Origin of the sequence: Citrobacter sp. CtB7.12 (assembly GCF_001297795.1) — a bacterium.
Taxonomy (GTDB): Bacteria; Pseudomonadota; Gammaproteobacteria; order Enterobacterales; family Enterobacteriaceae; genus Citrobacter_A; species Citrobacter_A amalonaticus.
This window is the reverse complement of sequence record NZ_LIFT01000002.1, coordinates 496,134-518,580: the sequence shown is the minus strand read 5'-3', so window position 1 is coordinate 518,580 and position 22,447 is coordinate 496,134. Positions and strand designations below refer to the sequence as shown.

At 54.0% G+C, this 22,447-nt stretch carries 21 protein-coding genes and 1 pseudogene; 11 read left to right on the top strand and 11 right to left on the bottom strand.

Annotated features, from left to right (window positions below):
• Positions 1-15: 15 nt before the first annotated feature.
• Entirely contained in the window at positions 16-1,902 is a 1,887-nt protein-coding gene (gene prpE, locus AOY24_RS03975) for a propionate--CoA ligase (protein ID WP_054176049.1), read from the top strand.
• Positions 1,903-1,941: 39 nt separating this feature from the next.
• Positions 1,942-2,055, top strand: a pseudogene (locus AOY24_RS25325) (hypothetical protein); the annotation flags it as partial.
• A 39-nt stretch (positions 2,056-2,094) separates the two neighbouring features.
• Here AOY24_RS25325 and AOY24_RS03970 read toward each other — a convergent pair.
• The 4 genes from AOY24_RS03970 to pcaB form a co-directional block, all read right to left on the bottom strand.
• On the bottom strand, positions 2,095-2,511 hold the full coding sequence (locus AOY24_RS03970; protein ID WP_054176177.1) for a hypothetical protein: 417 nt from the start codon (positions 2,509-2,511) through the stop codon (positions 2,095-2,097).
• The gene (locus tag AOY24_RS03965; RefSeq protein ID WP_054176176.1) at positions 2,480-4,360 is read right to left on the bottom strand and encodes a hypothetical protein; all 1,881 of its coding nucleotides are present in this window, start codon (positions 4,358-4,360) and stop codon (positions 2,480-2,482) included. Before AOY24_RS03965 ends, AOY24_RS03970 begins: the two co-directional genes overlap by 32 nt.
• A gap of 450 nt (positions 4,361-4,810) precedes the next feature.
• Positions 4,811-6,232 (bottom strand): DASS family sodium-coupled anion symporter, encoded by a 1,422-nt coding sequence (locus AOY24_RS03960; RefSeq protein WP_043001285.1) that lies wholly within the window; start codon positions 6,230-6,232, stop codon positions 4,811-4,813.
• A gap of 33 nt (positions 6,233-6,265) precedes the next feature.
• Positions 6,266-7,618: a 3-carboxy-cis,cis-muconate cycloisomerase gene (pcaB, locus tag AOY24_RS03955; protein ID WP_044256425.1), complete on the bottom strand. Its 1,353-nt coding sequence runs from the start codon at positions 7,616-7,618 to the stop codon at positions 6,266-6,268.
• A gap of 202 nt (positions 7,619-7,820) precedes the next feature.
• On the opposite strand from pcaB, the gene AOY24_RS03950 reads away from it, so the two are divergent.
• The gene (locus AOY24_RS03950) at positions 7,821-8,555 is read left to right on the top strand and encodes a GntR family transcriptional regulator (protein ID WP_044256426.1); all 735 of its coding nucleotides are present in this window, start codon (positions 7,821-7,823) and stop codon (positions 8,553-8,555) included.
• Between the two features lie 668 nt (positions 8,556-9,223).
• Here AOY24_RS03950 and rhlE read toward each other — a convergent pair.
• Positions 9,224-10,585 carry an ATP-dependent RNA helicase RhlE gene (gene rhlE, locus AOY24_RS03945; RefSeq protein WP_044256428.1) on the bottom strand — a complete coding sequence of 454 codons (1,362 nt, stop codon included), beginning with the start codon at positions 10,583-10,585 and terminating at the stop codon, positions 9,224-9,226.
• A 231-nt stretch (positions 10,586-10,816) separates the two neighbouring features.
• Between rhlE and cecR the strand changes: the two genes are divergently transcribed.
• Genes cecR through AOY24_RS03920 form a run of 5 tightly spaced genes read left to right on the top strand, consistent with a single transcriptional unit; the run spans position 10,817 to position 16,458 of the window.
• Positions 10,817-11,491: a transcriptional regulator CecR gene (gene cecR / locus AOY24_RS03940; RefSeq protein ID WP_054176175.1), complete on the top strand. Its 675-nt coding sequence runs from the start codon at positions 10,817-10,819 to the stop codon at positions 11,489-11,491.
• Positions 11,491-12,486, top strand: a complete 996-nt coding sequence (hlyD, locus tag AOY24_RS03935) for a secretion protein HlyD (RefSeq protein ID WP_043001289.1) — start codon at positions 11,491-11,493, stop codon at positions 12,484-12,486. Before cecR ends, hlyD begins: the two co-directional genes overlap by 1 nt.
• Positions 12,479-14,215: an ATP-binding cassette domain-containing protein gene (locus tag AOY24_RS03930; RefSeq protein WP_054176174.1), complete on the top strand. Its 1,737-nt coding sequence runs from the start codon at positions 12,479-12,481 to the stop codon at positions 14,213-14,215. The genes hlyD and AOY24_RS03930 overlap by 8 nt, the downstream gene beginning before the upstream one ends.
• Positions 14,208-15,341, top strand: a complete 1,134-nt coding sequence (locus tag AOY24_RS03925) for an ABC transporter permease (protein ID WP_043001291.1) — start codon at positions 14,208-14,210, stop codon at positions 15,339-15,341. Before AOY24_RS03930 ends, AOY24_RS03925 begins: the two co-directional genes overlap by 8 nt.
• Before the next feature lie 10 nt (positions 15,342-15,351).
• Positions 15,352-16,458, top strand: a complete 1,107-nt coding sequence (locus AOY24_RS03920) for an ABC transporter permease (RefSeq protein ID WP_043001292.1) — start codon at positions 15,352-15,354, stop codon at positions 16,456-16,458.
• Here the strand turns inward: AOY24_RS03920 and AOY24_RS03915 are convergent.
• Positions 16,420-16,830 carry a YbhQ family protein gene (locus AOY24_RS03915; protein WP_044327533.1) on the bottom strand — a complete coding sequence of 137 codons (411 nt, stop codon included), beginning with the start codon at positions 16,828-16,830 and terminating at the stop codon, positions 16,420-16,422. The two genes, AOY24_RS03920 and AOY24_RS03915, sit on opposite strands and share 39 nt — an antisense overlap.
• A gap of 132 nt (positions 16,831-16,962) precedes the next feature.
• On the opposite strand from AOY24_RS03915, the gene AOY24_RS03910 reads away from it, so the two are divergent.
• From AOY24_RS03910 to AOY24_RS03900, 3 genes are read left to right on the top strand one after another with little or no spacing between them, the layout of a single operon-like run.
• Entirely contained in the window at positions 16,963-17,721 is a 759-nt protein-coding gene (locus AOY24_RS03910; RefSeq protein WP_043001294.1) for an endonuclease/exonuclease/phosphatase family protein, read from the top strand.
• Positions 17,718-18,959 carry a cardiolipin synthase ClsB gene (clsB, locus tag AOY24_RS03905; protein WP_043001295.1) on the top strand — a complete coding sequence of 414 codons (1,242 nt, stop codon included), beginning with the start codon at positions 17,718-17,720 and terminating at the stop codon, positions 18,957-18,959. The genes AOY24_RS03910 and clsB overlap by 4 nt, the downstream gene beginning before the upstream one ends.
• On the top strand, positions 18,959-19,921 hold the full coding sequence (locus AOY24_RS03900) for a lysylphosphatidylglycerol synthase domain-containing protein (protein WP_043001296.1): 963 nt from the start codon (positions 18,959-18,961) through the stop codon (positions 19,919-19,921). Before clsB ends, AOY24_RS03900 begins: the two co-directional genes overlap by 1 nt.
• Positions 19,922-19,991: 70 nt before the next feature.
• On the opposite strand, the gene AOY24_RS03895 is transcribed toward AOY24_RS03900, so the two are convergent.
• From AOY24_RS03895 to moaB, 5 genes are read right to left on the bottom strand one after another with little or no spacing between them, the layout of a single operon-like run.
• Entirely contained in the window at positions 19,992-20,696 is a 705-nt protein-coding gene (locus AOY24_RS03895) for a Bax inhibitor-1/YccA family protein (protein WP_043001297.1), read from the bottom strand.
• 54 nt (positions 20,697-20,750) lie between these two features.
• Positions 20,751-21,203, bottom strand: a complete 453-nt coding sequence (gene moaE, locus AOY24_RS03890) for a molybdopterin synthase catalytic subunit MoaE (protein WP_054176173.1) — start codon at positions 21,201-21,203, stop codon at positions 20,751-20,753.
• Between the two features lies 1 nt (position 21,204).
• The gene (gene moaD, locus AOY24_RS03885) at positions 21,205-21,450 is read right to left on the bottom strand and encodes a molybdopterin synthase sulfur carrier subunit (RefSeq protein ID WP_043001299.1); all 246 of its coding nucleotides are present in this window, start codon (positions 21,448-21,450) and stop codon (positions 21,205-21,207) included.
• Positions 21,443-21,928 carry a cyclic pyranopterin monophosphate synthase MoaC gene (gene moaC, locus AOY24_RS03880; RefSeq protein ID WP_044256450.1) on the bottom strand — a complete coding sequence of 162 codons (486 nt, stop codon included), beginning with the start codon at positions 21,926-21,928 and terminating at the stop codon, positions 21,443-21,445. Before moaC ends, moaD begins: the two co-directional genes overlap by 8 nt.
• Before the next feature lie 5 nt (positions 21,929-21,933).
• Positions 21,934-22,446: a molybdenum cofactor biosynthesis protein B gene (gene moaB, locus AOY24_RS03875; RefSeq protein WP_043001301.1), complete on the bottom strand. Its 513-nt coding sequence runs from the start codon at positions 22,444-22,446 to the stop codon at positions 21,934-21,936.
• Position 22,447 lies beyond the last annotated feature (1 nt).

The following is a 22,447-nucleotide window of genomic DNA, read 5'->3' as shown; positions in this document are numbered from 1 at the left end:
CAACAGGAGAGCGTTATGTCTTTTAGCGAATTTTATCAGCGTTCTGTTACGCAACCGGAATCATTCTGGGCCGAACAGGCCCGGCGGATTGACTGGCAGCAGCCGTTTATCCGCACGCTGGATCACAGCCATCCGCCGTTTGCCCGTTGGTTTTGCGGCGGTACCACCAATCTGTGTCATAACGCCATTGACCGCTGGCTGGAGAAACAACCGGATGCGCTGGCGCTGATCGCTGTCTCATCCGAGACCGAAGAGGAGCGCACCTTTACCTTCCGTCAGCTCTATGACGAAGTGAACGTGGTGGCGTCAATGCTGCAATCGCTCGGCGTGCAGCGCGGCGATCGGGTTCTGGTATACATGCCGATGATCGCTGAGGCGCATATCACGCTGCTGGCCTGCGCACGGATTGGCGCGATCCACTCGGTAGTGTTCGGCGGTTTTGCTTCGCACAGCGTGGCGGCGCGCATCGATGACGCGAAGCCGGTGCTGATTGTCTCCGCCGATGCGGGGGCGCGCGGCGGTAAAGTGTTGCCCTATAAAAAGCTGCTCGATGATGCGATCGAGCAGGCGCAACATCAGCCGAAACAGGTGTTACTGGTGGATCGCGGGCTGGCGAAAATGGCGCGTGTGGCCGGTCGCGATCTCGACTTTGCGACGTTGCGCCAGCAGCATCTCGGCGCCACGGTGCCGGTGACGTGGCTGGAATCCAATGAAACGTCCTGCATTCTTTATACCTCCGGCACCACCGGAAAACCCAAAGGCGTGCAGCGCGATGTCGGCGGCTATGCCGTGGCGCTGGCGACCTCAATGGCGACCATTTTTGGCGGCAAAGCGGGGGGCGTGTTCTTCTGCGCGTCGGATATCGGTTGGGTTGTCGGGCATTCCTATATTGTCTACGCGCCGCTCCTGGCAGGGATGGCAACCATTGTGTATGAAGGACTGCCGACGTATCCGGACTGCGGCGTGTGGTGGAAGATCGTCGAGAAATATCAGGTCAACCGGATGTTCTCGGCACCGACCGCCATTCGCGTGCTGAAAAAATTCCCGACCGCGCAGATCCGCAATCACGATCTCTCCTCGCTGGAGGTGCTCTATCTGGCAGGCGAGCCGCTGGACGAACCGACCGCAAGCTGGGTAACGGAAACACTGGGCGTGCCGGTTGTTGATAATTACTGGCAGACCGAATCCGGCTGGCCGATTATGGCGCTGGCCCGGGCACTGGATGACCGGCCGTCGCGCCTCGGCAGTCCCGGCGTGCCCATGTATGGCTATAACGTGCAGTTGCTCAATGAGATGACCGGCGAACCCTGCGGCGCCAACGAGAAGGGGATGGTGGTGATCGAAGGGCCGCTGCCACCCGGCTGTATTCAGACCATTTGGGGCGACGATGAACGGTTTGTGAATACCTACTGGTCGCTGTTCAATCGTCAGGTATACGCCACGTTTGACTGGGGTATTCGTGACGCCGACGGTTACTACTTCATTCTGGGGCGCACGGATGATGTGATTAACGTCGCCGGGCACCGGTTGGGCACGCGGGAAATTGAGGAGAGTATCTCCAGCTATCCGAACGTGGCGGAAGTGGCGGTGGTCGGGGTAAAAGATGCGCTGAAGGGGCAGGTGGCGGTAGCGTTTGTCATTCCCAAACAGAGCGACAGTCTGGAAGACCGCGATGTGGCGCATTCGGAAGAGAAAGCGATCATGGCGCTGGTGGACAGCCAGATTGGCAACTTTGGTCGTCCTGCCCACGTCTGGTTTGTTTCGCAACTGCCGAAAACCCGATCCGGCAAAATGCTCCGCCGCACGATCCAGGCCATTTGCGAAGGCCGCGATCCGGGAGATCTCACCACGCTTGACGATCCGGCGGCGCTGCAGCAAATCCGCCAGGCGATGGAGGAGTAATCTGATGGCCCGATAGGGCGGCGTAAACGCCTTATCTGGCCACATTCACCAGTAGCCGGTCCTAAAATAAATTCGAATGCTTCTGTGAGCGGGTTATTACCTGCGGCCACATATGGCTGGATTGTTGACCAGATATATGGCGCATTGAAATAAAATTAAAGAAGGGACTCTGATAACGTCCCTTCTTGCAATTTACACTATAGTTTCAATGCAAATATAACCAGATAATAGTATAGTCAATATGAACCAAATGGCAGCTTCCACTCTAAAACCTGTAATCAGATAACCAGGTAAACTGCGAATAAATCTATATCCTTCTATGCTCATATCATGATTTGTAACACGATTATATGGAAATACCAAGCTACCCATTATAAAACCAATTTTTGCATGATATGCTGCCGGGGAACCAATCAAACTTGCCCCCCTTGCCATACGCGCTGTCATAGGTAAATGGCCAAATTTTTCCTCATATAATTCCACGATTTTTCCATAACTATCTTTATTAATTACATATGAAACAAATACTAATACAACAAAACTGAAAAAAAAAGCCACACTAAATAACAACTGTATATTATCGAAGTTTTCTATCAAAAAGTTTTTCATATATTAATAAACCTGATTCTTCATTAAACGTATCGGGTGAATGGGTTAATTTATCTGGATTATTATTTATCGCGTCATTAATAGCGCCTCCCAAACGCCCCCCTAATCTTTCACCTGTTTTCTCTGCCATTTTTCCAGCTACAATTCCCGTACCGATACCTGTCACCAGGCATAGTCCCGCTCCGACCGCGCCTGCTTCTGATGTGAGAAGCCCCAGCGCCCACAGACATACACTCCTTGCTGCAGGCCCAGCGATACCTCCCGCAGTAATACCCACTCCCTGCTTACCCCCGAATTTACTATACTCAGTTATCGCTGCTTTTCTACATTCGCTCTCTCGCCCCTTTGCGCAGGCCTCATAAACGTTAGTTGTATAACTCGCAAAATCAAGACCAATACCGACATAGCCTGTTGTTCTCATTATTTTGATTAGTTTTGCGGATTTTTCTATATAGCTTGCATATCCCTCAATATCTTTTACCCCGGTTTGATCCCACTTATGCATAATGGATTTTGTGGATAAACCCAATGCTTGTTTTATTTGTTCGTATTGTTTTAAATCCAATTGTTCTTTTGAAAATTGATTCAAAAGAATATCTAACTTTTTAAATAATCTTTCTCGTTGACCGAAAAACTCCTCTCCAGAAATGAGACCGGAATTTTGGCGATATGTTTTTTTATAAAGCTCCTGAATTTCGTTTAGTATTTTATTTATTTCTTCATAATAACCCCCGCCAGCATCCTTTATGTAACCTAAGATATCTCCGCTTTGTCCTAAAGCATCACTATATAAATTAGATGAGAAAATATCTATCGAGGTTCTGTTTTCATACAATAATTTAGCTTCCTCATTAGTCAGCGGCTCAAGTGCTTTATCAATTTTGTCCCTTGCTGTTTGTACTTGCGCAATTTTTTCAGATGACCTGGATAGTGGGTCAGCAACAACTAAGATTGAACCGGGCTTTTTCTTTTTTTCTGGATTCAACTGATGATATAACTCTTTTACTCCAGATGGTGGATTAACCATTAACTCATATTCATATGATTTGGGTGTCGTCAATTCTGGTACTACGCAAAAGCCCGGTTCAACTGATTGTCTCGACTCTGAAATGTTTCTTGTTGCGGGAGCCAGAGGCGTGGAATTTTGAGACCTGTTTGCTGATTCATAACTTGCTAAAATATAATTATCATATCTGTATGTAATATTTAAATGGGGAATAAATCGACAATGGCATGAACATGTACCTCTGCTATGCGCTGAACCAGCTAGTAAACATATAATTTCTGTCTCGTATTGAGACATATCATGCCCCATTGTTAAGTAATGATTATATAATTCATGACTTATTCTGGTTCGGAATGGGAAACCAGATGTTCGATGTGAAAAACCATCTTCTTTTTCATCATTAACAATTATTTTTTTCTTAAGGTTTATCGTTCCCCCCGCTCTTCCGAGAAATCTGTTATGTTCAAAGCCAAATCCGTTTTCAAAATTCCGAAGAGAATCGGGGTTTCTCCGGTACAAAAATTTTTCCTCATTGAGCCGCTTTATCGATACTGATGGAGGTTCTACTTTTCGCCCTTCCGAATCTATACTACTATCCCAGGAACTTGCGTTAGTCCGACGAAATAAATTTTCCCCTCTTTCAATCCATGAGCCTTTAGGTACACCACCTTTAATCTCATATTTTTGGCCATTCATCCCGCATATATATTCATCCATTTCATATACTATTTCCATGCCATCAAGCATATAGTATTCTTTACTCTTTAATATATAACCACCACAACTCGTTCGATCTCCTGGTGCTAATAAAAACCCTTCAGAGCGCTTATTAAAGGTTCTCATAATTAAGTTCCTCGCATTAAATGGCAAAGTTTAATATCAGACTATTTTTATTGATTTTATTGTGATGTAACTTGCAAATTCCAACAAAAAACCTGAATCCTCACATAGAAGATTCAGGATGTGAATGTGAAGCGAATAATTTATTTATTCAGTGAGTCAATACTCTTGTTCCTTTCAATTTTCGATCTAATCTCAGTCACACTATCATTTGTTAGCAAAATTTGTATTGTTTTCTCTCATTTTTATGTTGCCTCACGCGTTTAACGATATAATCATATCTATCATATTTTTTTACTTCTGCTTTATTTACATGCGGATTAATAATATCTTTCTTATTTTCAGTAAAATAAACATTTCTGGTAATGTTTTAAAAGCCCCTCTTATATCATGCTTTGAAAATGTGCTCACAGGCCTGATAAGCGCAGCGCCATCAGGCAACTGCGCTGTGACTTAATAGTAACCCAGCAGCTTCCACCACAGCATGCCAACCGCGAAAATGATAATGACGTTGAAGGTCACCACACACAGGTTGATTCGATAAAACCGTGGTCGCTCGAAATAACCTTGCGCAAAGTAGATAGGGCCGGGTCCTCCACCGTACTCGGTGTTCCCCCACATCAGGTTACTGAAGATACCGAAGCAGATAGCCACCATCATCGGCGGTGCGCCGGCGGCAATCGCCGTGGCGGCAAATGGTGCGTACAACGCGGCAACGTGCCCCGTGGCAGTGGCAAACAGATAGTGGACGTAGATGTACAAGACACCGAGCACGATAAAGGCTTCCATCGCACCGAATCCCTGAATCCCGCTACCCAACTTCACCGTCATCCATTTGATGAATCCCAGATCCGCCAGACCCGTCGCCAGGCTGATGATCACGCTGAACCAGATCACCGTGTCCCACGCCGCATGGTCATTGAGGAGACTTTTCCAACTGACGGCCCCGGTCGCAAACAAATAAGCGGCTAGCCCCAGCCCGACCGATGTCGCCGAGATCCCGGTAATCAGACTGGTTCCCCAGCCCACCAGCGCCAGCACAAACCCTACGGCCACTTTTTTCTCATTACTGCTCATGACACCCAGTTCGCCCAGCGACTGTTTACCCATCGCTTTGGCTTCCGGTGTATGCTTCAGTTCCGGATCCAGCAGCTTATAGACCAGCAGCGGCATCAGGCAAAAACAGACCATCGCTGGAACGACGGCAGAAATAAACCAGCCGCCCCAGGTGATCTCCAGACCCAGCGTGGATTTTGCCAGGCTTGCCACCAGCGGGTTCGCCGCCATACCGGTTAAAAATATCGCCCCGGTGATCGGCGTAAACTGAAAGCAAACCATCGTCAAGAAATCGCCAATCCGCTTGCCAGTCGCGCCAGGAGCCGAACCGAGTACGTCGTTGATTGAGCGAGCGATCGGGAAAATAATCCCGCCAGACCGCGCCGTCACCGACGGCATCGCCGGGGCCATAATCAGGTCAGAAACACCGAGCGAATAGGCAATTCCCAGACTGCTTCCGCCAAACAGCGACAGCATTTTATAGGCAATACGTTTTCCCAGTCCGGAGGTCACAAACCCCAGCGAGAGCACGTAGGCGCAGAAAATCAGCCATACCGTGCCAGAGGCAAAGCCTGACAGTGCCTTCGCCTCAGTCAACGTTTTGCTGAAGATCACCACGCAAAGCGCAATCAGCATAACCGCCCCCGAAGGGAGCGGCTGGGTCAGGATTGCCGCAATGGTGGCGGCAAAAATCGCAAACATATGCCAGGCCGCCGGGGTTAACCCTTCAGGAACGGGAATAAACCAAATGACGGCACCGATTACCAGCGGGATCAGAAATGAGAGAAATTTCTTGCCCATGACAAAATTCGTAGACATAGCGCTATCCTTATTGCGTTAGCACAATCATGTTCATTTCCGTGACTGATATTTGGCCAGCACCTGATCGACCATTTCCGGCGCCATTCCCAGATAATTTGCCGGATCGGTCAGTTGGTTAATCAGTTGCGGATCCAGTCGTTGTGCCACTGTCGGCATGGCGTTCAGTACGTCGGCCAAGTGACCGCCCTTCTCATTAACGATGCGACAGGCGTCATACACCACATCGTGAGCATCCTGGCGGCCGATGTACGGAGCCAGCCCCATCATCACCGCTTCTGCCACAATCAGGCCGTTGGTCATCCCAAGATTGCGCAACATTGCCGCTTCATCGACCTCCAGTCCTGCCAGCATAAAGTTGGCCTGATGCAGCGCCCCTGCGCTCAGGACGAAACTTTCCGGGATCGCAATCCACTCCGCGTGCCACGGTCCGGTGGCGCGTTCCAGATCCTGAACCATCGCATCCAACATCAGCCCGGCCTGTTGACGAACGCCTTTTGCACAGGCCAGCATGAGTTCGCTGGAGATAGGATTGCGTTTTTGCGGCATAGTGCTGCTGGCACCACGGCCTTTAACGAACGGTTCATACAGTTCGCCAAACTCGTTCGATGCCATCAGCATCACGTCATAAGCAATCTTCCCTAGCGAACCGGTGATGACCGCCAGCAGGTTCACCGCCTCTGCGAAGCCGTCGCGCGCTACGTGCCAGGTGGAGGTCGGGACGTTAAGACCTAACTCTTCCATCAGCGCTTTTTGTACCGGCAATCCTTTGTCGCCCAGCGATGCCAGCGTTCCGGCGGCCCCGGCAAATTCACCGACCAGCACGCGCGGACGCGCCTGTTGCAAACGTTCGGCGTGGCGTTCAAACATGTCCAGCCAGATAGCGGCTTTATAACCAAACGTCACCGGTAGCGCCTGCTGTAAATGGGTGCGACCGGCCATTGGCGTATCCCGATAGCGCAGCGCCAGGTCAGCCAGCGTTGCACGTAACCGGTTCATGTCCGCCTCGATCAGTTCAAAGGCATCACGGATTTGCAGTACCACCGCCGTGTCCATAATATCCTGCGTCGTCGCCCCCCAGTGCACATAGCCGCCAGACTCTCCGGCTTGCTTTGAAATCTGGTGCACAAGCGGCAGGATCGGATAACCGACGATTTCCGTCTCATGACGTAACAAATCGAAATCCAGCGTATCGGCATTGCACTTCTCAGCGATCTCTTTGGCTGCCGCTTCCGGGATCACTCCGCAACGCGCCTGCGCTTTGGCGAGCGCCACCTCCACTTCGACATACTTGCGAATAAGTTCGTAGTCATCAAACACGGCGCGCATTGCGGGTGTACCAAAAGAATCTCTAAATAAAACAGAATCCATTACATTCGAAGCCATAAATCCCCCGGTTCAATCTGATAATGATAAGATGAGCGTCTGACCCGGTTTACGACGCAACCGGGCCAACAAAAATGTCCGAACATATATAAATGTCCGTACATTTAAAATGTACGGACATTTATAATAATCATGACGAATCCAGGGAATAGCCCGTAGTCATTTCTGTGACTGTGATCATTAATTTTTTGACGAAACTGCGATGAAAGAATCTCTGTACAAACGGATAGCCCGTGAACTGGCTCATCAAATCTCAACGGGAACTTACCCGCCCGGTTCACTGTTTCCGACAGAAATGGAACTGTGCGAAACCTGGCAAGTGAGTCGTCACACCATGCGCGAAGCGCTGAGGGAATTAACGGAACAGGGGTTGATTTCGCGACGTAAAGGCGCTGGCACGCGCGTATGCGAACCGCAGGCGAGCGGGGTTAACCATCCGTTGTCACATCTGGAAGATCTGCTGCTGTTGGCGAAAAACAACCTGCGGGTGATTAAGAAGATCGATGAGATTGTAGCGGATATTGAGCTTTCCCAATTGATAGATTGCCCGCCCGGTTCACGCTGGCTACATATCGCCAGTATTCGTGAGGATGCGCAAAACCCGGATGCGCCTATTTGCTGGACGGACAGTTACGCCAGCACCGATTATTCCAGGCTACGCGCGTTCATCCGCGACGATCCGCACTCGCTGATTAGCGATCTGATCGAAACGCACTACGGAATTAAGAGTCACGAAGTGCATCAGACGATCACCGCCGTTGGCGTACCGAAGAAAATCGCCAAGATACTGAATGTCGAGCCCGACTCTCCGGGGATGCGCATCGTACGGCGCTATCGGGATCGTGACGGGAAAGTGTTCGAGACCACGATTTCAATTCACCCGGCGGGACGGTATACCTGTTCTATTGTGTTGAAATCGCAGAATGCGGGGGAGTGAGGGGGCGTATACGCTTTGAGAAGCATATGCCCCTGTGGGACGAGTACCGTTCACCTCATGTTCGCAGCCAATCTGGTACACCAGTACCTGTGAACGGGTTAAGGAGGCTCGTCGCCGCCTCCTTAACAATCCTGGCTCCCGGCTGGAAAATTGTCGCTTCGCGATACCCTCCGCTTATTCCTTCAGGCTACCGGGCCGGGCACGACTCAGCATCCCTGCTTCGCGCGCCCTGAACCCGCATCCCTGCGGGTTCTCCCGGCCTTACGGAAACGCGTCGGCAATTTTCAGCCGGACCTATCCATACCTGACCATCTCCACGGTTTGCTTTTTTTTACAGCGAAGTGAATTTAGCTGAAAGGCAGAGAATTGAAGCGATGGCATTGGTCCGGCATGAAAATCGATGAGGCGTTGGCGGCTGACCGGGGCCGCCCGCAGGGAAGCGGGCGGAGGGGACGGCCTGCATGGATGCAGGCTCGACCCCGACCCGACAGGCAGACGGCATAAGACGAATGAACCACGAAGTGGCGATTTTCCTTGCCGGGAGCCAGGGTTGCAAGGGAGGCGGCGGTGAGCCGCCCTTGCACGTTCACGTGTACTGCGGTTTCAGAGAATCACTGAATACAAAGTGAACGTAACATTTCTCAGAGTATCAGACCTTCCTGACCCCCTTACTGCACGGGTGTAATTCTGCGCGGGCGACGCGGTGGACGTGGCTTTTCACCCGCCGGTTTGCCTTCTGCGCCACGCGGTTTACCCTTCGACGCGCCACCGTCCTGACGACGCGGCTGCTGAGCGCGACCCGCGCCCTGCCCTTGTCCCTGACCACGGCCCCGACCGCCACCACCGCTACGCTGCTGACGACCATTCTGGATCGGCTCAGCTTTGATCGAGGGATCTGGCTCATAGCCCGGCGTGGTAATACGTGGGATCTCTTTTTTCAGCAGTTTTTCAATGTCACGCAGCAGTTTGTGTTCATCAACACAAACCAGCGACAGCGCTTCCCCCGTCGCCGCAGCACGACCGGTACGACCGATACGATGCACATAATCTTCCGGAACGTTCGGCAGCTCGTAGTTCACCACGTGCGGCAGTTCTTCGATGTCCAGACCACGCGCCGCAATGTCAGTCGCCACCAGCACGCGGATATCGCCTGATTTAAAATCCGCCAGCGCACGGGTGCGCGCCCCCTGGCTCTTGTTACCGTGGATCGCTGCGCTGCGGATACCATCTTTGTTGAGCTGTTCCGCCAGGTGATTGGCGCCGTGTTTGGTGCGGGTAAAGACCAGTACCTGCTGCCAGTTGCCCTGACCGATCATCTGCGACAACAGTTCGCGCTTGCGTTTCTTATCGACAAAATGGACGTGCTGCGTCACCTGCTCAGACGCCGTGTTGCGACGCGCCACTTCAATTTCCAGCGGGTTATGCAAAAGCTTTTCGGCCAGCGCTTTGATCTCATCAGAGAACGTCGCGGAAAACAGCAGGTTCTGACGCTTCGCCGGCAGTTTCGCTAACACGCGGCGAATATCGTGAATAAAGCCCATATCCAGCATACGGTCCGCTTCATCCAGCACCAGAATCTCAATCTGGTCAAGCTTCACCGCGTTCTGGTGTTCCAGGTCCAGCAAGCGGCCCGGCGTTGCCACCAACACATCGACGCCACCGCGCAGTTTCATCATCTGCGGGTTAATACTCACGCCGCCAAAAACCACCAGCGAGCGAATGTTCAGATACTTGCTGTAATCACGGACGTTTTCACCAATCTGCGCCGCCAGCTCACGCGTCGGCGTCAGGATCAGCGCACGCACCGGACGACGCCCTTTGCCATGCGGCTGTTTGGTAATAAGGTGCTGTAACAGCGGCAGCGTAAAGCCCGCCGTTTTACCGGTACCGGTCTGCGCACTCGCCATCAGGTCGCGACCTTCCAGCACGGCAGGGATCGCCTGTTGCTGAATAGGGGTAGGTTCACGGTAACCCTGCTCGGCAATGGCGCGCAGAATATCAGGATTTAAACCCAGGGAATCAAAAGACATAACTACTCCGAACCGCCCCGACCGTTCCCGGTGTCGTTTTCAGGGAGATGCATACAATTTGGGAATGACAAAAACCACAATGTCATGAAGGGGCGGAGTGTAGCAGTTTTTGTGACACACCGCATAAATTATCCCGGTCACTGGAAAAGACAAAATAAACGGCCAGACTGGACAAGGAGAATATTCAGTCATAATCTTAATCAATCGATTGATTAAGAATTAGATCGCGTGATGAATACACCCACCATGACCACGAAAGGTGAACAGGCCAAAAGCCAGCTGATTGCCGCCGCACTGGCACAGTTTGGCGAGTATGGCCTGCATGCCACCACCCGCGACATTGCCGCGCAGGCCGGACAAAATATTGCCGCCATTACCTACTATTTTGGCTCAAAAGAGGATTTATACCTCGCCTGCGCCCAGTGGATTGCCGATTTTATTGGCGGGCAGTTTCGGCCACACGCGGAAGAAGCCGAACGCTTATTCGCCGAGCCTCATCCCGACCGTGCGGCCATGCGCGAACTGATTCTGCGTGCCTGCAAAAACATGATCATGCTGTTGACCCAGGAGGACACCGTCAATCTGAGCAAATTTATCTCGCGTGAACAGCTCTCCCCTACCGCAGCTTATCAACGGGTGCACGAGCAGGTTATTGAGCCTCTGCACAGTCATCTCACTCGTCTTATCGCCGCGTATACCGGCTGCGACGCCAGCGATACGCGCATGATTCTGCATACCCACGCGCTGCTCGGCGAAGTGCTGGCATTCCGTCTTGGTAAAGAAACCATTTTGTTACGTACCGGCTGGTCGCAGTTTGATGAAGAAAAAACTGCACTGATTACGCAGACCGTGACCTGTCATATCGATCTTATTCTGCAAGGGTTATCGCAAAGGAGTCTGGAGTGATGAAAAAACCTGTCGTTATCGGGCTGGTGATTGCGGCACTGCTCGCCGTGATTGCGGGTGGTACATGGTGGTATCAAAGCCGACAGGATAACGGACTGACGCTCTACGGCAACGTGGACATCCGTACCGTTAACCTCAGCTTTCGCGTCGGAGGCCGACTCGCGTCGCTGGCGGTGGATGAAGGGGATACCATTAAAACGGGACAGGTGCTGGGTGAACTGGATCATGCTCCCTATGAGAACGCCCTGATGCAGGCAAAAGCAGGCGTTTCCGTCGCCCAGGCCCAGTACGATTTGATGCTGGCGGGCTATCGTCAGGAAGAGATTGCGCAGGCGGCGGCAGCGGTGAAACAGGCCCAGGCTGCCTATGATTACGCACAGAATTTCTACAACCGACAGCAGGGATTGTGGAAAAGCCGCACTATTTCCGCTAACGATCTGGAAAACGCCCGTTCTTCCCGCGACCAGGCGCTGGCCACGTTGAAATCCGCGCAGGACAAACTGAGTCAGTACCGTTCCGGTAATCGCGAACAGGATATCGCCCAGGCGAAAGCCAGCCTTGAACAGGCACAAGCGCAGTTGGCACAGGCGGAACTCGATCTCCATGACACCACGCTTGTCGCCCCCTCGAACGGCACGCTGCTAACTCGTGCGGTCGAGCCTGGCAGCATGCTCAGCGCAGGAGGCACCGTGCTGACGCTCTCTCTCACCCGACCAGTCTGGGTGCGCGCCTACGTCGACGAACGTCATCTTTCTCAGGCACAGCCGGGACGCGAAATCCTGTTGTATACCGATGGACGTCCCGACAAGCCTTATCACGGTAAAATCGGTTTTGTCTCTCCGACGGCAGAATTTACTCCGAAAACGGTAGAGACACCGGACCTGCGTACCGATCTGGTTTACCGTCTGCGCATTGTGGTCACCGATGCCGACGACGCGCTGCGCCAGGGCATGCCGGTGACGGTGAAGTTCGGCAACGAGGCTGGACATGAATGATGCCGTCATCACGCTGAGCGGGCTGACTAAGCGTTTTGCCGGACTGGAAAAGCCGGCGGTCGCCCCACTCGACTGTACGATTCACGCCGGGTATGTAACCGGTCTGGTGGGGCCGGATGGCGCCGGGAAAACCACGCTGATGCGAATGCTGGCGGGCTTGCTGAAGCCGGATGGCGGTAGCGCAACGGTGATTGGCTTTGATCCAATCAAAAACGACAGCGCACTGCATGCTGTGCTCGGTTACATGCCGCAGAAATTCGGTCTGTATGAGGATCTCACCGTAATGGAGAACCTCAATCTGTATGCGGATTTACGCAGCGTGACGGGCGAGGTGCGGGAAAAAACCTTTGCCCGCCTGCTGGAATTTACCTCGCTCGGCCCGTTTACCGGACGTCTGGCGGGAAAACTGTCCGGCGGGATGAAACAAAAGCTGGGGCTGGCCTGTACGCTGGTCGGCGAACCCAAAGTGCTGCTGCTGGATGAACCTGGCGTCGGCGTCGACCCCATCTCACGTCGCGAACTGTGGCAGATGGTGCACGAACTGGCGGGCGACGGGATGCTGATCCTGTGGAGCACCTCCTATCTGGATGAAGCCGAACAGTGTCGGGACGTGCTGCTGATGAACGAAGGCGAACTGCTGTATCAGGGGGAACCGACCCAACTGACGCAAACCATGGCGGGACGCAGTTTTTTGATGCACAGCCCGCAGGAAAACAACCGGAAACTGCTCCAGCGGGCGTTAAAACTGCCGCAGGTTAGCGACGGCATGATTCAGGGGAAATCGGTGCGTCTGATCCTGAAAAAAGAGGCCACAGCGGACGACATTCGCCATGGCAACGGCATGCCGGAACTCGACATCAGCGAGACTGCGCCACGCTTCGAAGATGCGTTTATCGATCTGCTGGGCGGTGCCGCGACCTCTGAATCGCCGCTGGGCGCCATTTTGCATACCGTAGAGGGAACGCCAGGCGAAACGGTGATTGAAGCGAAAGCGCTGACCAAGAAATTCGGCGATTTTGCCGCCACTGACCACGTTGATTTTGCCGTCCAGCGCGGAGAAATTTTTGGCCTGCTGGGCCCCAACGGCGCGGGAAAATCGACAACCTTTAAAATGATGTGCGGCCTGCTGGTGCCCACGTCCGGGAAAGCGTTGGTGTTGGACATGGATCTGAAGGTCAGCTCCGGCAAAGCTCGCCAGCATCTTGGCTATATGGCGCAAAAGTTCTCGCTCTACGGCAACCTGACGGTGGAGCAAAACCTGCGCTTTTTCTCCGGCGTTTATGGTCTGCGGGGACGCGCGCAGAACGAAAAAATCGCCCGCATGAGCGAGGCGTTTGGTCTGAAGAGCATCGCTTCGCATGCCACCGACGAACTGCCGCTGGGCTTTAAGCAGCGTCTGGCGCTGGCCTGTTCGCTGATGCATGAACCGGACATTCTGTTTCTTGACGAGCCCACTTCTGGTGTCGATCCCCTCACCCGCCGAGAGTTCTGGCTGCATATCAACAGCATGGTGGAAAAAGGCGTGACGGTGATGGTGACGACCCACTTTATGGACGAAGCGGAATACTGCGACCGCATCGGACTGGTCTATCGCGGGAAACTGATTGCCAGCGGTACGCCGGACGATCTGAAAGCGCAGGCCGCCGATGACGACACGCCGGACCCGACCATGGAGCAGGCTTTTATCCGGTTAATTAACGACTGGGATAAGGAGCATGCCAATGCGTAACCGCCTTCTCTCCTGGCGTCGCGTACGGGCGCTGTGCGTCAAAGAGACGCGGCAGATTGTCCGCGATCCCAGTAGCTGGCTGATCGCCGTGGTGATCCCACTGCTGCTGCTGTTTATTTTTGGCTACGGCATTAACCTTGACTCCAGCAAGTTGCGGGTGGGGATCCTGCTTGAGCAGCAAAGCGAAGAGGCGCTGGACTTTACCCATGCGATGACCGGCTCACCGTACATCGACGCCACCATCAGCGATAACCGCCAGGCGCTGATTGAAAAGATGCAGGCAGGACGTATTCGCGGTCTGGTGGTCATTCCGGTCGATTTCGCCCAGCAGATGGCGCGCGCCAACGACACCGCACCCATTCAGGTAATCACCGACGGCAGTGAACCCAATACCGCCAACTTCGTGCAGGGCTATGTGGAAGGGATCTGGCAAATCTGGCAGATGCAGCGAGCGGAAGATCGCGGGGAAACGTTTGAACCACTGATTGAGGTGCAAACCCGCTACTGGTTTAACCCTGCGGCAATCAGCCAGCATTTTATTATCCCGGGCGCAGTGACCATCATCATGACGGTGATCGGCGCGATCCTCACCTCGCTGGTGGTGGCGCGCGAATGGGAACGCGGGACCATGGAAGCGTTGCTCTCCACGGAAGTGACGCGCGCAGAACTGCTGCTGTGCAAGCTCATCCCCTACTACTTCCTCGGCATGCTGGCGATGCTGCTGTGTATGCTGGTGTCGGTGTTTATTCTCGGCGTCCCGTATCGCGGATCGCTTCTGCTGCTGTTTTTCATCACCAGCCTGTTTTTGCTCAGCACGCTGGGGATGGGACTTCTGATCTCCACCATCACCCGCAACCAGTTTAATGCCGCCCAGGTGGCGCTTAACGCCGCCTTTTTGCCGTCGATTATGCTGTCTGGCTTTATTTTTCAAATAGACAGTATGCCTGCGGTGATCCGCGCGGTGACCTATATTATTCCGGCGCGCTACTTCGTCAGCACCCTGCAAAGCCTGTTTCTCGCCGGTAATATTCCGGTGGTGCTGGTGGTCAACGTGCTGTTTTTGATCGCCTCAGCGGTGATGTTTATTGGCCTGACGTGGCTGAAAACCAAACGTCGGCTGGATTAGGGAGACGCGCATGTTTCATCGTTTATGGACGTTAATCCGCAAAGAATTGCAGTCGCTGCTACGCGAGCCGCAGACCCGCGCGATTTTAATTTTGCCGGTACTGATTCAGGTGCTTTTGTTTCCCTTTGCCGCAACGCTGGAAGTGACTAACGCCACCATCGCCATCTATAACGAAGACAACGGCAAGCATTCGGTGGAGCTGACCCAGCGCTTTGCCCGTGCTAAAGCCTTTACCCACATCCTGCTACTGAAAAGCCCGCAGGAAATTCAGCCCACAATCGATACGCAAAAAGCGCTGCTGCTGGTGCGCTTTCCGGCGGATTTCTCGCGCAATCTGGATACCTTTCAGTCTGCGCCCATGCAGTTAATACTTGATGGTCGTAACTCGAACAGCGCGCAGATCGCCGCCAACTATCTCCAGCAAATCGTGAAGAACTATCAGCAGGAGTTGATGGAGGGCAAGCCGAAGCCGAACAACAGCGAGCTGGTGGTGCGCAACTGGTACAACCCTAACCTCGACTACAAATGGTTTGTGGTGCCGTCACTGATCGCGATGATCACCACCATTGGCGTGATGATCGTCACCTCGCTGTCCGTCGCGCGCGAGCGCGAACAGGGCACGCTGGATCAGCTGTTGGTCTCCCCGCTCACCACCTGGCAAATATTTATCGGTAAAGCGGTTCCTGCACTGATTGTCGCCACCGGCCAGGCCTCTATCGTGCTGGCAATCGGTATCTGGGCGTATCAGATCCCGTTTGCCGGGTCGCTGGCGCTGTTTTACTTCACGATGGTGATTTACGGGCTGTCGCTGGTGGGATTTGGCCTGTTGATCTCCTCACTCTGCTCCACGCAGCAGCAGGCGTTTATCGGCGTATTCGTCTTTATGATGCCGGCGATTTTACTGTCGGGCTACGTCTCTCCGGTCGAGAACATGCCGGTCTGGTTACAGAATCTGACATGGATAAACCCGATCCGTCATTTCACGGATATCACCAAACAGATCTATTTGAAAGATGCGAGTTTGCAGATTGTCTGGGGAAGCTTGTGGCCGCTACTGGTGATAGCGGCCACGACGGGATCAGCGGCGTATGCGATGTTTAGACGCAAAATCATGTAACTTTTTGTCTTTCGCCAGCAGCGAAACCACAGCGGGTCCGGCCAGGATTGCCAGTCCCGCTAACGCCAGCAGGACGTTGTTTTGTAAAACCCGGGACAGCAGCCACAGCACAATCAGCGCCGCGCCGAAATACCAGGTGGTGGTGAGTTCTTCCAGCACGTCGGCGACTTCACGCCAGCGCTGCTCGTGATGACGCTGTAACGCCAGCATCAGTAATACGGTCACGCCATAAACTACACATAATCCCAGGCCGACGTGCACCAGCGTGCCACTCATCCAGCCTAAGACCAACAACGCCACGACCAGTAAATGCAACATAATCTGCCAGCAACTTAACCCCGTTGCGACACGAACTCGTTGTTGCCACCTCATGGCTTTTCTCCTGAAGGATTTTTCTCTAATGACTCAGAGTACCGCACTTTACGGAAAATTCCGTAACACCGCACCTTTTTGTGACGACGACTACACTATTTCAATCAGAAGAGTGACGCCAACAGGAGAAAAATGACTCAATCGACACGAAATTTTTCATTCACCGTGCTCACCATCAATACGCATAAAGGCTTTACCGCCTTTAACAAGCGCTTCATTTTACCGGAACTGCGTGATGCCGTTCGTACGGTTGGCGCCGACATTGTCTGCCTGCAGGAGGTGATGGGCGCGCACGAAGTGCATCCACTGCACGTCGAAAACTGGCCGGATACCACGCACTACGAATTTCTCGCCGACACGATGTGGAGTGACTACGCTTACGGGCGTAATGCCGTCTACCCGCAAGGGCATCATGGCAACGCGGTGCTGTCACGCTATCCCATTGAACATTATGAAAATCGTGATGTTTCGGTCGGCAGCAGTGAAAAGCGCGGCGTGCTCTATTGCCGTATTGTTCCGCCGCAACTCGGGAAACCGATTCATGTGATGAGTGTTCACCTCGGCCTACGTGAAGCTCACCGGCAGGCGCAACTTACCCTGCTGACAGACTGGGTCAACGCCCTGCCCGACGGTGAACCGGTGGTGGTGGCCGGTGATTTCAACGACTGGCGGCAAAAGGCAAACCATTCCTTAAAAGCCGCGGGCCTGGAGGAAATTTTCACCCGCGCCCGCGGCCGCCCGGCACGGACCTTTCCTGTCAGCCTGCCGCTGCTGCGCCTTGATCGTATTTACGTGAAAAATGCCAATGCCAGTTCGCCGACAGCGCTACCGCTGCGCAACTGGCGGCATCTCTCTGACCATGCCCCCCTTAGCGCGGAGATCCATCTATGAAATGTGGCTGGCGTGAAGGTAATCAGATCCAGTTACTGGAAAACGGCGACCAGTATTATCCCGCTGTGTTTGCGGCAATAGCCGATGCGCAGCAAAGAATTATTCTCGAAACTTTCATCTGGTTTGAAGATGAGGTAGGAAAACAGCTTCATGCGGCTCTGCTGGCCGCAGCAAAACGCGGCGTGAAGGCGGAAGTACTGCTGGACGGCTACGGCTCACCGGACCTGAGCGATGCATTCGTTGGCGAACTGACCTCGGCAGGCGTGGTGTTTCGTTATTACGATCCGCGTCCCCGGATCTTTGGTATGCGCACCAACGTCTTTCGCCGTATGCATCGCAAGATTGTGGTGATAGACGACCGGGTGGCGTTTATCGGCGGGATCAACTATTCCGATGAACATATGTCCGACTATGGCCCGGAAGCCAAGCAGGACTACGCGGTGCGCGTGGAAGGACCTGTCGTCGCCGATATACTGCAGTTTGAAGTGGAAAACCTTCCCGGGCAGAGTGCAGTACGCCGCTGGTGGCGCCGTCATCACCGTGCTGAAGAGAACCGCCAGCCCGGCGAGGCGCAGGCGCTGTTCGTCTGGCGCGACAACGACGAGCACCGCGACGATATCGAACGTCACTACCTGAAAATGCTCACCCAGGCAAGGCGGGAAGTGATTATCGCCAATGCCTACTTCTTTCCCGGTTACCGGTTACTGCACGCCATGCGCAAAGCCGCCCGCCGCGGCGTGCGCGTCAAACTGATCGTGCAGGGGGAGCCGGATATGCCAATTGTGAAGGTCGGAGCCCGTCTGCTGTACAACTATCTGGTGAAAGGCGATGTCCAGGTTTACGAATATCGCCGCAAGCCACTGCATGGCAAAGTGGCGCTGATGGATGACCACTGGGCGACGGTCGGCTCCAGCAATCTCGACCCGCTCAGCCTGTCGCTTAATCTGGAAGCCAACCTGATCGTGCACGATCGCCAGTTCAACCAGACGCTGCGCGACAACCTTAACGCGATCATTGCCGAAGACTGTAAGCAGGTCGATGAGTCGATGCTGCCGAGACGCACCTGGTGGAACCTGACCAAAAGCGTGCTGGCGTTCCACTTCTTACGTCACTTCCCGGCGCTGGTCGGCTGGCTTCCGGCGCATACTCCCCATCTCGCGCAGGTTGATCCACCAGCCCAGCCCGAGATGGAAACGCAGGATCGGGTAGAAGTACAGAACACAGGAGCCAAACCCTGATGGCAAAATCACATCCGCGCTGGCGGCTGGCAAAAAAGATCCTCACCTGGCTGTTTTTTATCGCCGTGATTGTGCTGCTGGTGGTCTACGCCAAAAAGGTGAACTGGGAAGACGTCTGGACGGTGATCCGTGACTACAACCGGGTTGCGTTGCTGAGCGCCGTCGGGCTGGTGATCCTCAGCTATCTGCTCTATGGCTGCTATGACCTGTTGGGCCGCGCCTATTGCGGTCACAAGCTGGCAAAGCGGCAAGTGATGCTGGTGTCGTTTATTTGCTATGCCTTTAACCTGACGCTCAGTACCTGGGTCGGCGGCATCGGTATGCGCTACCGGCTTTATTCCCGCCTCGGCCTGCCGGGTGGCACCATCACCCGTATCTTCTCTCTTAGCATCACCACCAACTGGCTGGGCTATATTTTGCTTGGCGGGATCATCTTCACCTTTGGCGTGGTGCAACTGCCTGCCCACTGGTATATCGACGAGGGCACGCTGCGTATTCTCGGCGTGGTGCTGCTGTTAATCATCGCTATTTATCTGTGGTTCTGCGCTTTCGCAAAACACCGTCATATGACGATCAAAGGGCAGAAACTGGTGCTACCGTCGTGGAAATTTGCGCTGGCCCAGATGGCCATCTCCAGCGCCAACTGGATGGTGATGGGGGCGATTATCTGGTTGCTACTGGGCCAGGAGGTGAATTATTTCTTCGTGCTGGGCGTGCTGCTGGTCAGCAGTATCGCGGGAGTGATTGTCCACATTCCGGCGGGAATTGGCGTTCTGGAAGCGGTGTTTATCGCGCTGCTGGCGGGGGAAGACACGTCGCAAGGTGCGATTATTGCCGCCCTGCTCGCCTACCGCGTGCTGTATTACTTTATTCCCTTATTGCTGGCGCTGATCTGCTATCTGGTGCTGGAGAGTCGGGCGAAGAAGCTGCGGGCGAAGAACGAGAAGGCGATGGCGAAGTAATACCTCGTCACCGCCCTCGGCATCATTTCGTAGGCCGGATAAGGCGTAGCCGCCATCCGGCACAACGAACTCAACGGCGATTGCCTAAAATACGCAGCAGCATCAGGAACAGGTTGATAAAGTCCAGATACAGCGTCAGCGCACCGAGAATCGAATATTTACGCAGGTTAGAACTGTCGCGCACATCGATTTGCTCGCCAATGTTCTTCAGCTTCTGGGTGTCATAGGCGGTCAGCCCAACAAACACCACCACACCAATATAGGTCACCGCCCACATCAGCGCCTCGCTTTTCAGCCAGAAGTTCACCAGTGAGGCCAGGATGATGCCAATCAGCGCCATAAACAGCATGTTGCCCCAGCCGCTCAGATCGCGCTTCGTAGTGTATCCCCACAGGCTCATCACTCCAAACATCCCGCCGGTCACCACGAAGGTGCTGGCGATGGAGGAGTAGGTGTAGACGATAAAAATACTGGAAAGTGTGAGCCCGGTTAGCGCCGAATAGAGCATAAACAGCGTCGTCGCCATACCTGCACTGAGTTTATGCACCAACCCAGACAGCACAAAGACCAGCGCCAGTTGGGCGATGATTAAACCGAAGAACGTAATTTTGCTGGAAAAAACGAACATCATGACGGCTGGCGTATTCGCCGCATACCACGCAATAAACGCGGTAAGCAGCAACCCGACCGTCATCCAGCCGTATACCTGCGCCATATAGGTTTGCAGGCCGGAACGCGCCTGCACGATTGATTCGGATCGTGGAAATCGGTCCATGATAATCTCCTGATTGAAAGTGACCACTCTGGATAAGCGTATCACAATTTCGTGCTACCAGCGTTTAGCCGCCTGCCGATCGCTGTCACGGGCTTCCACCCAGCGCTCGCCTTCCGGCGTGGCTTCACGCTTCCAGAACGGCGCACGCGTCTTTAGATAGTCCATGATGAACTGACCGGCCTCAAATGCACTGCTGCGGTGCGAACTGGTGACGCCAACAAAGACGATTTCATCGCCCGGCCACAGTTCGCCAATCCGGTGAATCACCGTGATGCGTCCCAGCGGCCAGCGCGCCCGCGCCTCATCGACAATCTCCGCCAGCGCTTTTTCCGTCATCCCCGGATAGTGCTCCAGCGTCAGCGCCTTCACGCTGTCGCCGAGATTATGGTTGCGCACTTTACCAGTAAAGGTCACCACCGCACCGTCTTCGTCGCGTGCCGCCAGCCAGGGATACTCGTCCCCCACGCTGAACGGCGCAGGCCCGACCACAATTTTCGTTTCAGCCATCTCAGCCTCCCGTCACCGGGGGAAAGAAAGCCACTTCATCACCCGCCGTCAGCGGATGATCAAAGCTCACCAGCGTCTGGTTTACCGCCGCCAGCAGCTTGCCGTCTTCCAGCGCCAGCGCCCAACGGTTGCTGTTAGTCGCCAGATGCTGACGCAGCGCTTCCACTGTCGGGAAATCTGCCGCGACGTCCAGCGTATCCGTACCAACCAGTTCGCGAACCTGAGCAAAGAACAAAACCTTAATCATTCGAATCCGCCTTAAAATCGCCAGACTTGCCGCCGCTTTTCGCCAGCAGGCGCACCGGGCCAATCACCATGTCTTTTTGCACCGCTTTGCACATGTCGTAAATGGTCAACGCGGCGACGGACGCCGCCGTCAGCGCTTCCATTTCCACCCCGGTTTTGCCGGTAAGACGACACAACGATTCAACACGGACACGGTTGTGTTCCGGCTGTGCCTGGAGCTGGACTTCCACTTTGCTCAACAGCAACGGATGGCACAGCGGGATGAGCTCCCAGGTGCGCTTTGCTGCCTGAATCCCGGCGATACGCGCGGTGGCGAACACATCGCCCTTATGGTGGCTGCCGTCGATAATCATGGCCAGTGTTTCGCTGCGCATGGTGACAAAGGCTTCGGCGCGCGCTTCGCGCACGGTCTCCGCTTTTGTGGAGACATCCACCATGTGCGCTTCACCGGCGGCGTTTATGTGAGTCAGTTGCGACATACTTATTATTTCTTCAGATGTGGGTGAAAATTACAAGGACGCGTACGGGCATCAAGCTGCGGCGCGATGATATTGTCCCACGCCGTGCGGCAGGCTTTGGTGGAACCCGGCATCGCAAAAATTAGCGTTTTGTTGGCCACGCCCGCCACTGCGCGCGACTGCAGCGTGGCCGTGCCGATCTCTTCAAATGACAGCATACGAAACACTTCACCAAAGCCTTCCACTTCGCGATCAAACAGCGGCAGCAGCGCTTCCGGTGCCTGGTCGCCTTCAGTCAGGCCCGTGCCGCCGGTGATCAACACCACCTGCACCTCATCACTGGCAATCCATGCTGACACCTGCGCGCGAATGGCGTAACGGTTCTCTTTGACAATTGCTTTATCGATAACCTGATGTCCCGCTTCCTGCGCGGAATCCCGCAGAAAATGACCAGAGGTATCGTCCTCTTCGCCACGGCGATTCGATACCGTCAGAATAGCAATGCGGGTCGGGATAAATTCAGCGCTTACCTGACTCATG

What these genes read in the sequence shown, in the direction of transcription:
- AOY24_RS03925 (WP_043001291.1), top strand. Translation starts at nt 14,208, where the DNA reads ATGCGTAACCGCCTTCTCTCCTGGCGTCGCGTACGGGCGCTGTGCGTC.
- AOY24_RS03960 (WP_043001285.1), bottom strand. Translation starts at nt 6,232, where the DNA reads ATGTCTACGAATTTTGTCATGGGCAAGAAATTTCTCTCATTTCTGATC.
- rhlE (WP_044256428.1), bottom strand. Translation starts at nt 10,585, where the DNA reads ATGTCTTTTGATTCCCTGGGTTTAAATCCTGATATTCTGCGCGCCATT.
- prpE (WP_054176049.1), top strand. Translation starts at nt 16, where the DNA reads ATGTCTTTTAGCGAATTTTATCAGCGTTCTGTTACGCAACCGGAATCA.
- AOY24_RS03970 (WP_054176177.1), bottom strand. Translation starts at nt 2,511, where the DNA reads ATGAAAAACTTTTTGATAGAAAACTTCGATAATATACAGTTGTTATTT.
- AOY24_RS03915 (WP_044327533.1), bottom strand. Translation starts at nt 16,830, where the DNA reads ATGAGGTGGCAACAACGAGTTCGTGTCGCAACGGGGTTAAGTTGCTGG.
- AOY24_RS03895 (WP_043001297.1), bottom strand. Translation starts at nt 20,696, where the DNA reads ATGGACCGATTTCCACGATCCGAATCAATCGTGCAGGCGCGTTCCGGC.
- moaB (WP_043001301.1), bottom strand. Translation starts at nt 22,446, where the DNA reads ATGAGTCAGGTAAGCGCTGAATTTATCCCGACCCGCATTGCTATTCTG.
- AOY24_RS03950 (WP_044256426.1), top strand. Translation starts at nt 7,821, where the DNA reads ATGAAAGAATCTCTGTACAAACGGATAGCCCGTGAACTGGCTCATCAA.
- moaC (WP_044256450.1), bottom strand. Translation starts at nt 21,928, where the DNA reads ATGTCGCAACTGACTCACATAAACGCCGCCGGTGAAGCGCACATGGTG.
- hlyD (WP_043001289.1), top strand. Translation starts at nt 11,491, where the DNA reads ATGAAAAAACCTGTCGTTATCGGGCTGGTGATTGCGGCACTGCTCGCC.
- moaD (WP_043001299.1), bottom strand. Translation starts at nt 21,450, where the DNA reads ATGATTAAGGTTTTGTTCTTTGCTCAGGTTCGCGAACTGGTTGGTACG.
- pcaB (WP_044256425.1), bottom strand. Translation starts at nt 7,618, where the DNA reads ATGGCTTCGAATGTAATGGATTCTGTTTTATTTAGAGATTCTTTTGGT.
- AOY24_RS03930 (WP_054176174.1), top strand. Translation starts at nt 12,479, where the DNA reads ATGAATGATGCCGTCATCACGCTGAGCGGGCTGACTAAGCGTTTTGCC.
- clsB (WP_043001295.1), top strand. Translation starts at nt 17,718, where the DNA reads ATGAAATGTGGCTGGCGTGAAGGTAATCAGATCCAGTTACTGGAAAAC.
- moaE (WP_054176173.1), bottom strand. Translation starts at nt 21,203, where the DNA reads ATGGCTGAAACGAAAATTGTGGTCGGGCCTGCGCCGTTCAGCGTGGGG.
- cecR (WP_054176175.1), top strand. Translation starts at nt 10,817, where the DNA reads ATGAATACACCCACCATGACCACGAAAGGTGAACAGGCCAAAAGCCAG.
- AOY24_RS03910 (WP_043001294.1), top strand. Translation starts at nt 16,963, where the DNA reads ATGACTCAATCGACACGAAATTTTTCATTCACCGTGCTCACCATCAAT.
- AOY24_RS03900 (WP_043001296.1), top strand. Translation starts at nt 18,959, where the DNA reads ATGGCAAAATCACATCCGCGCTGGCGGCTGGCAAAAAAGATCCTCACC.
- AOY24_RS03965 (WP_054176176.1), bottom strand. Translation starts at nt 4,360, where the DNA reads ATGAGAACCTTTAATAAGCGCTCTGAAGGGTTTTTATTAGCACCAGGA.
- AOY24_RS03920 (WP_043001292.1), top strand. Translation starts at nt 15,352, where the DNA reads ATGTTTCATCGTTTATGGACGTTAATCCGCAAAGAATTGCAGTCGCTG.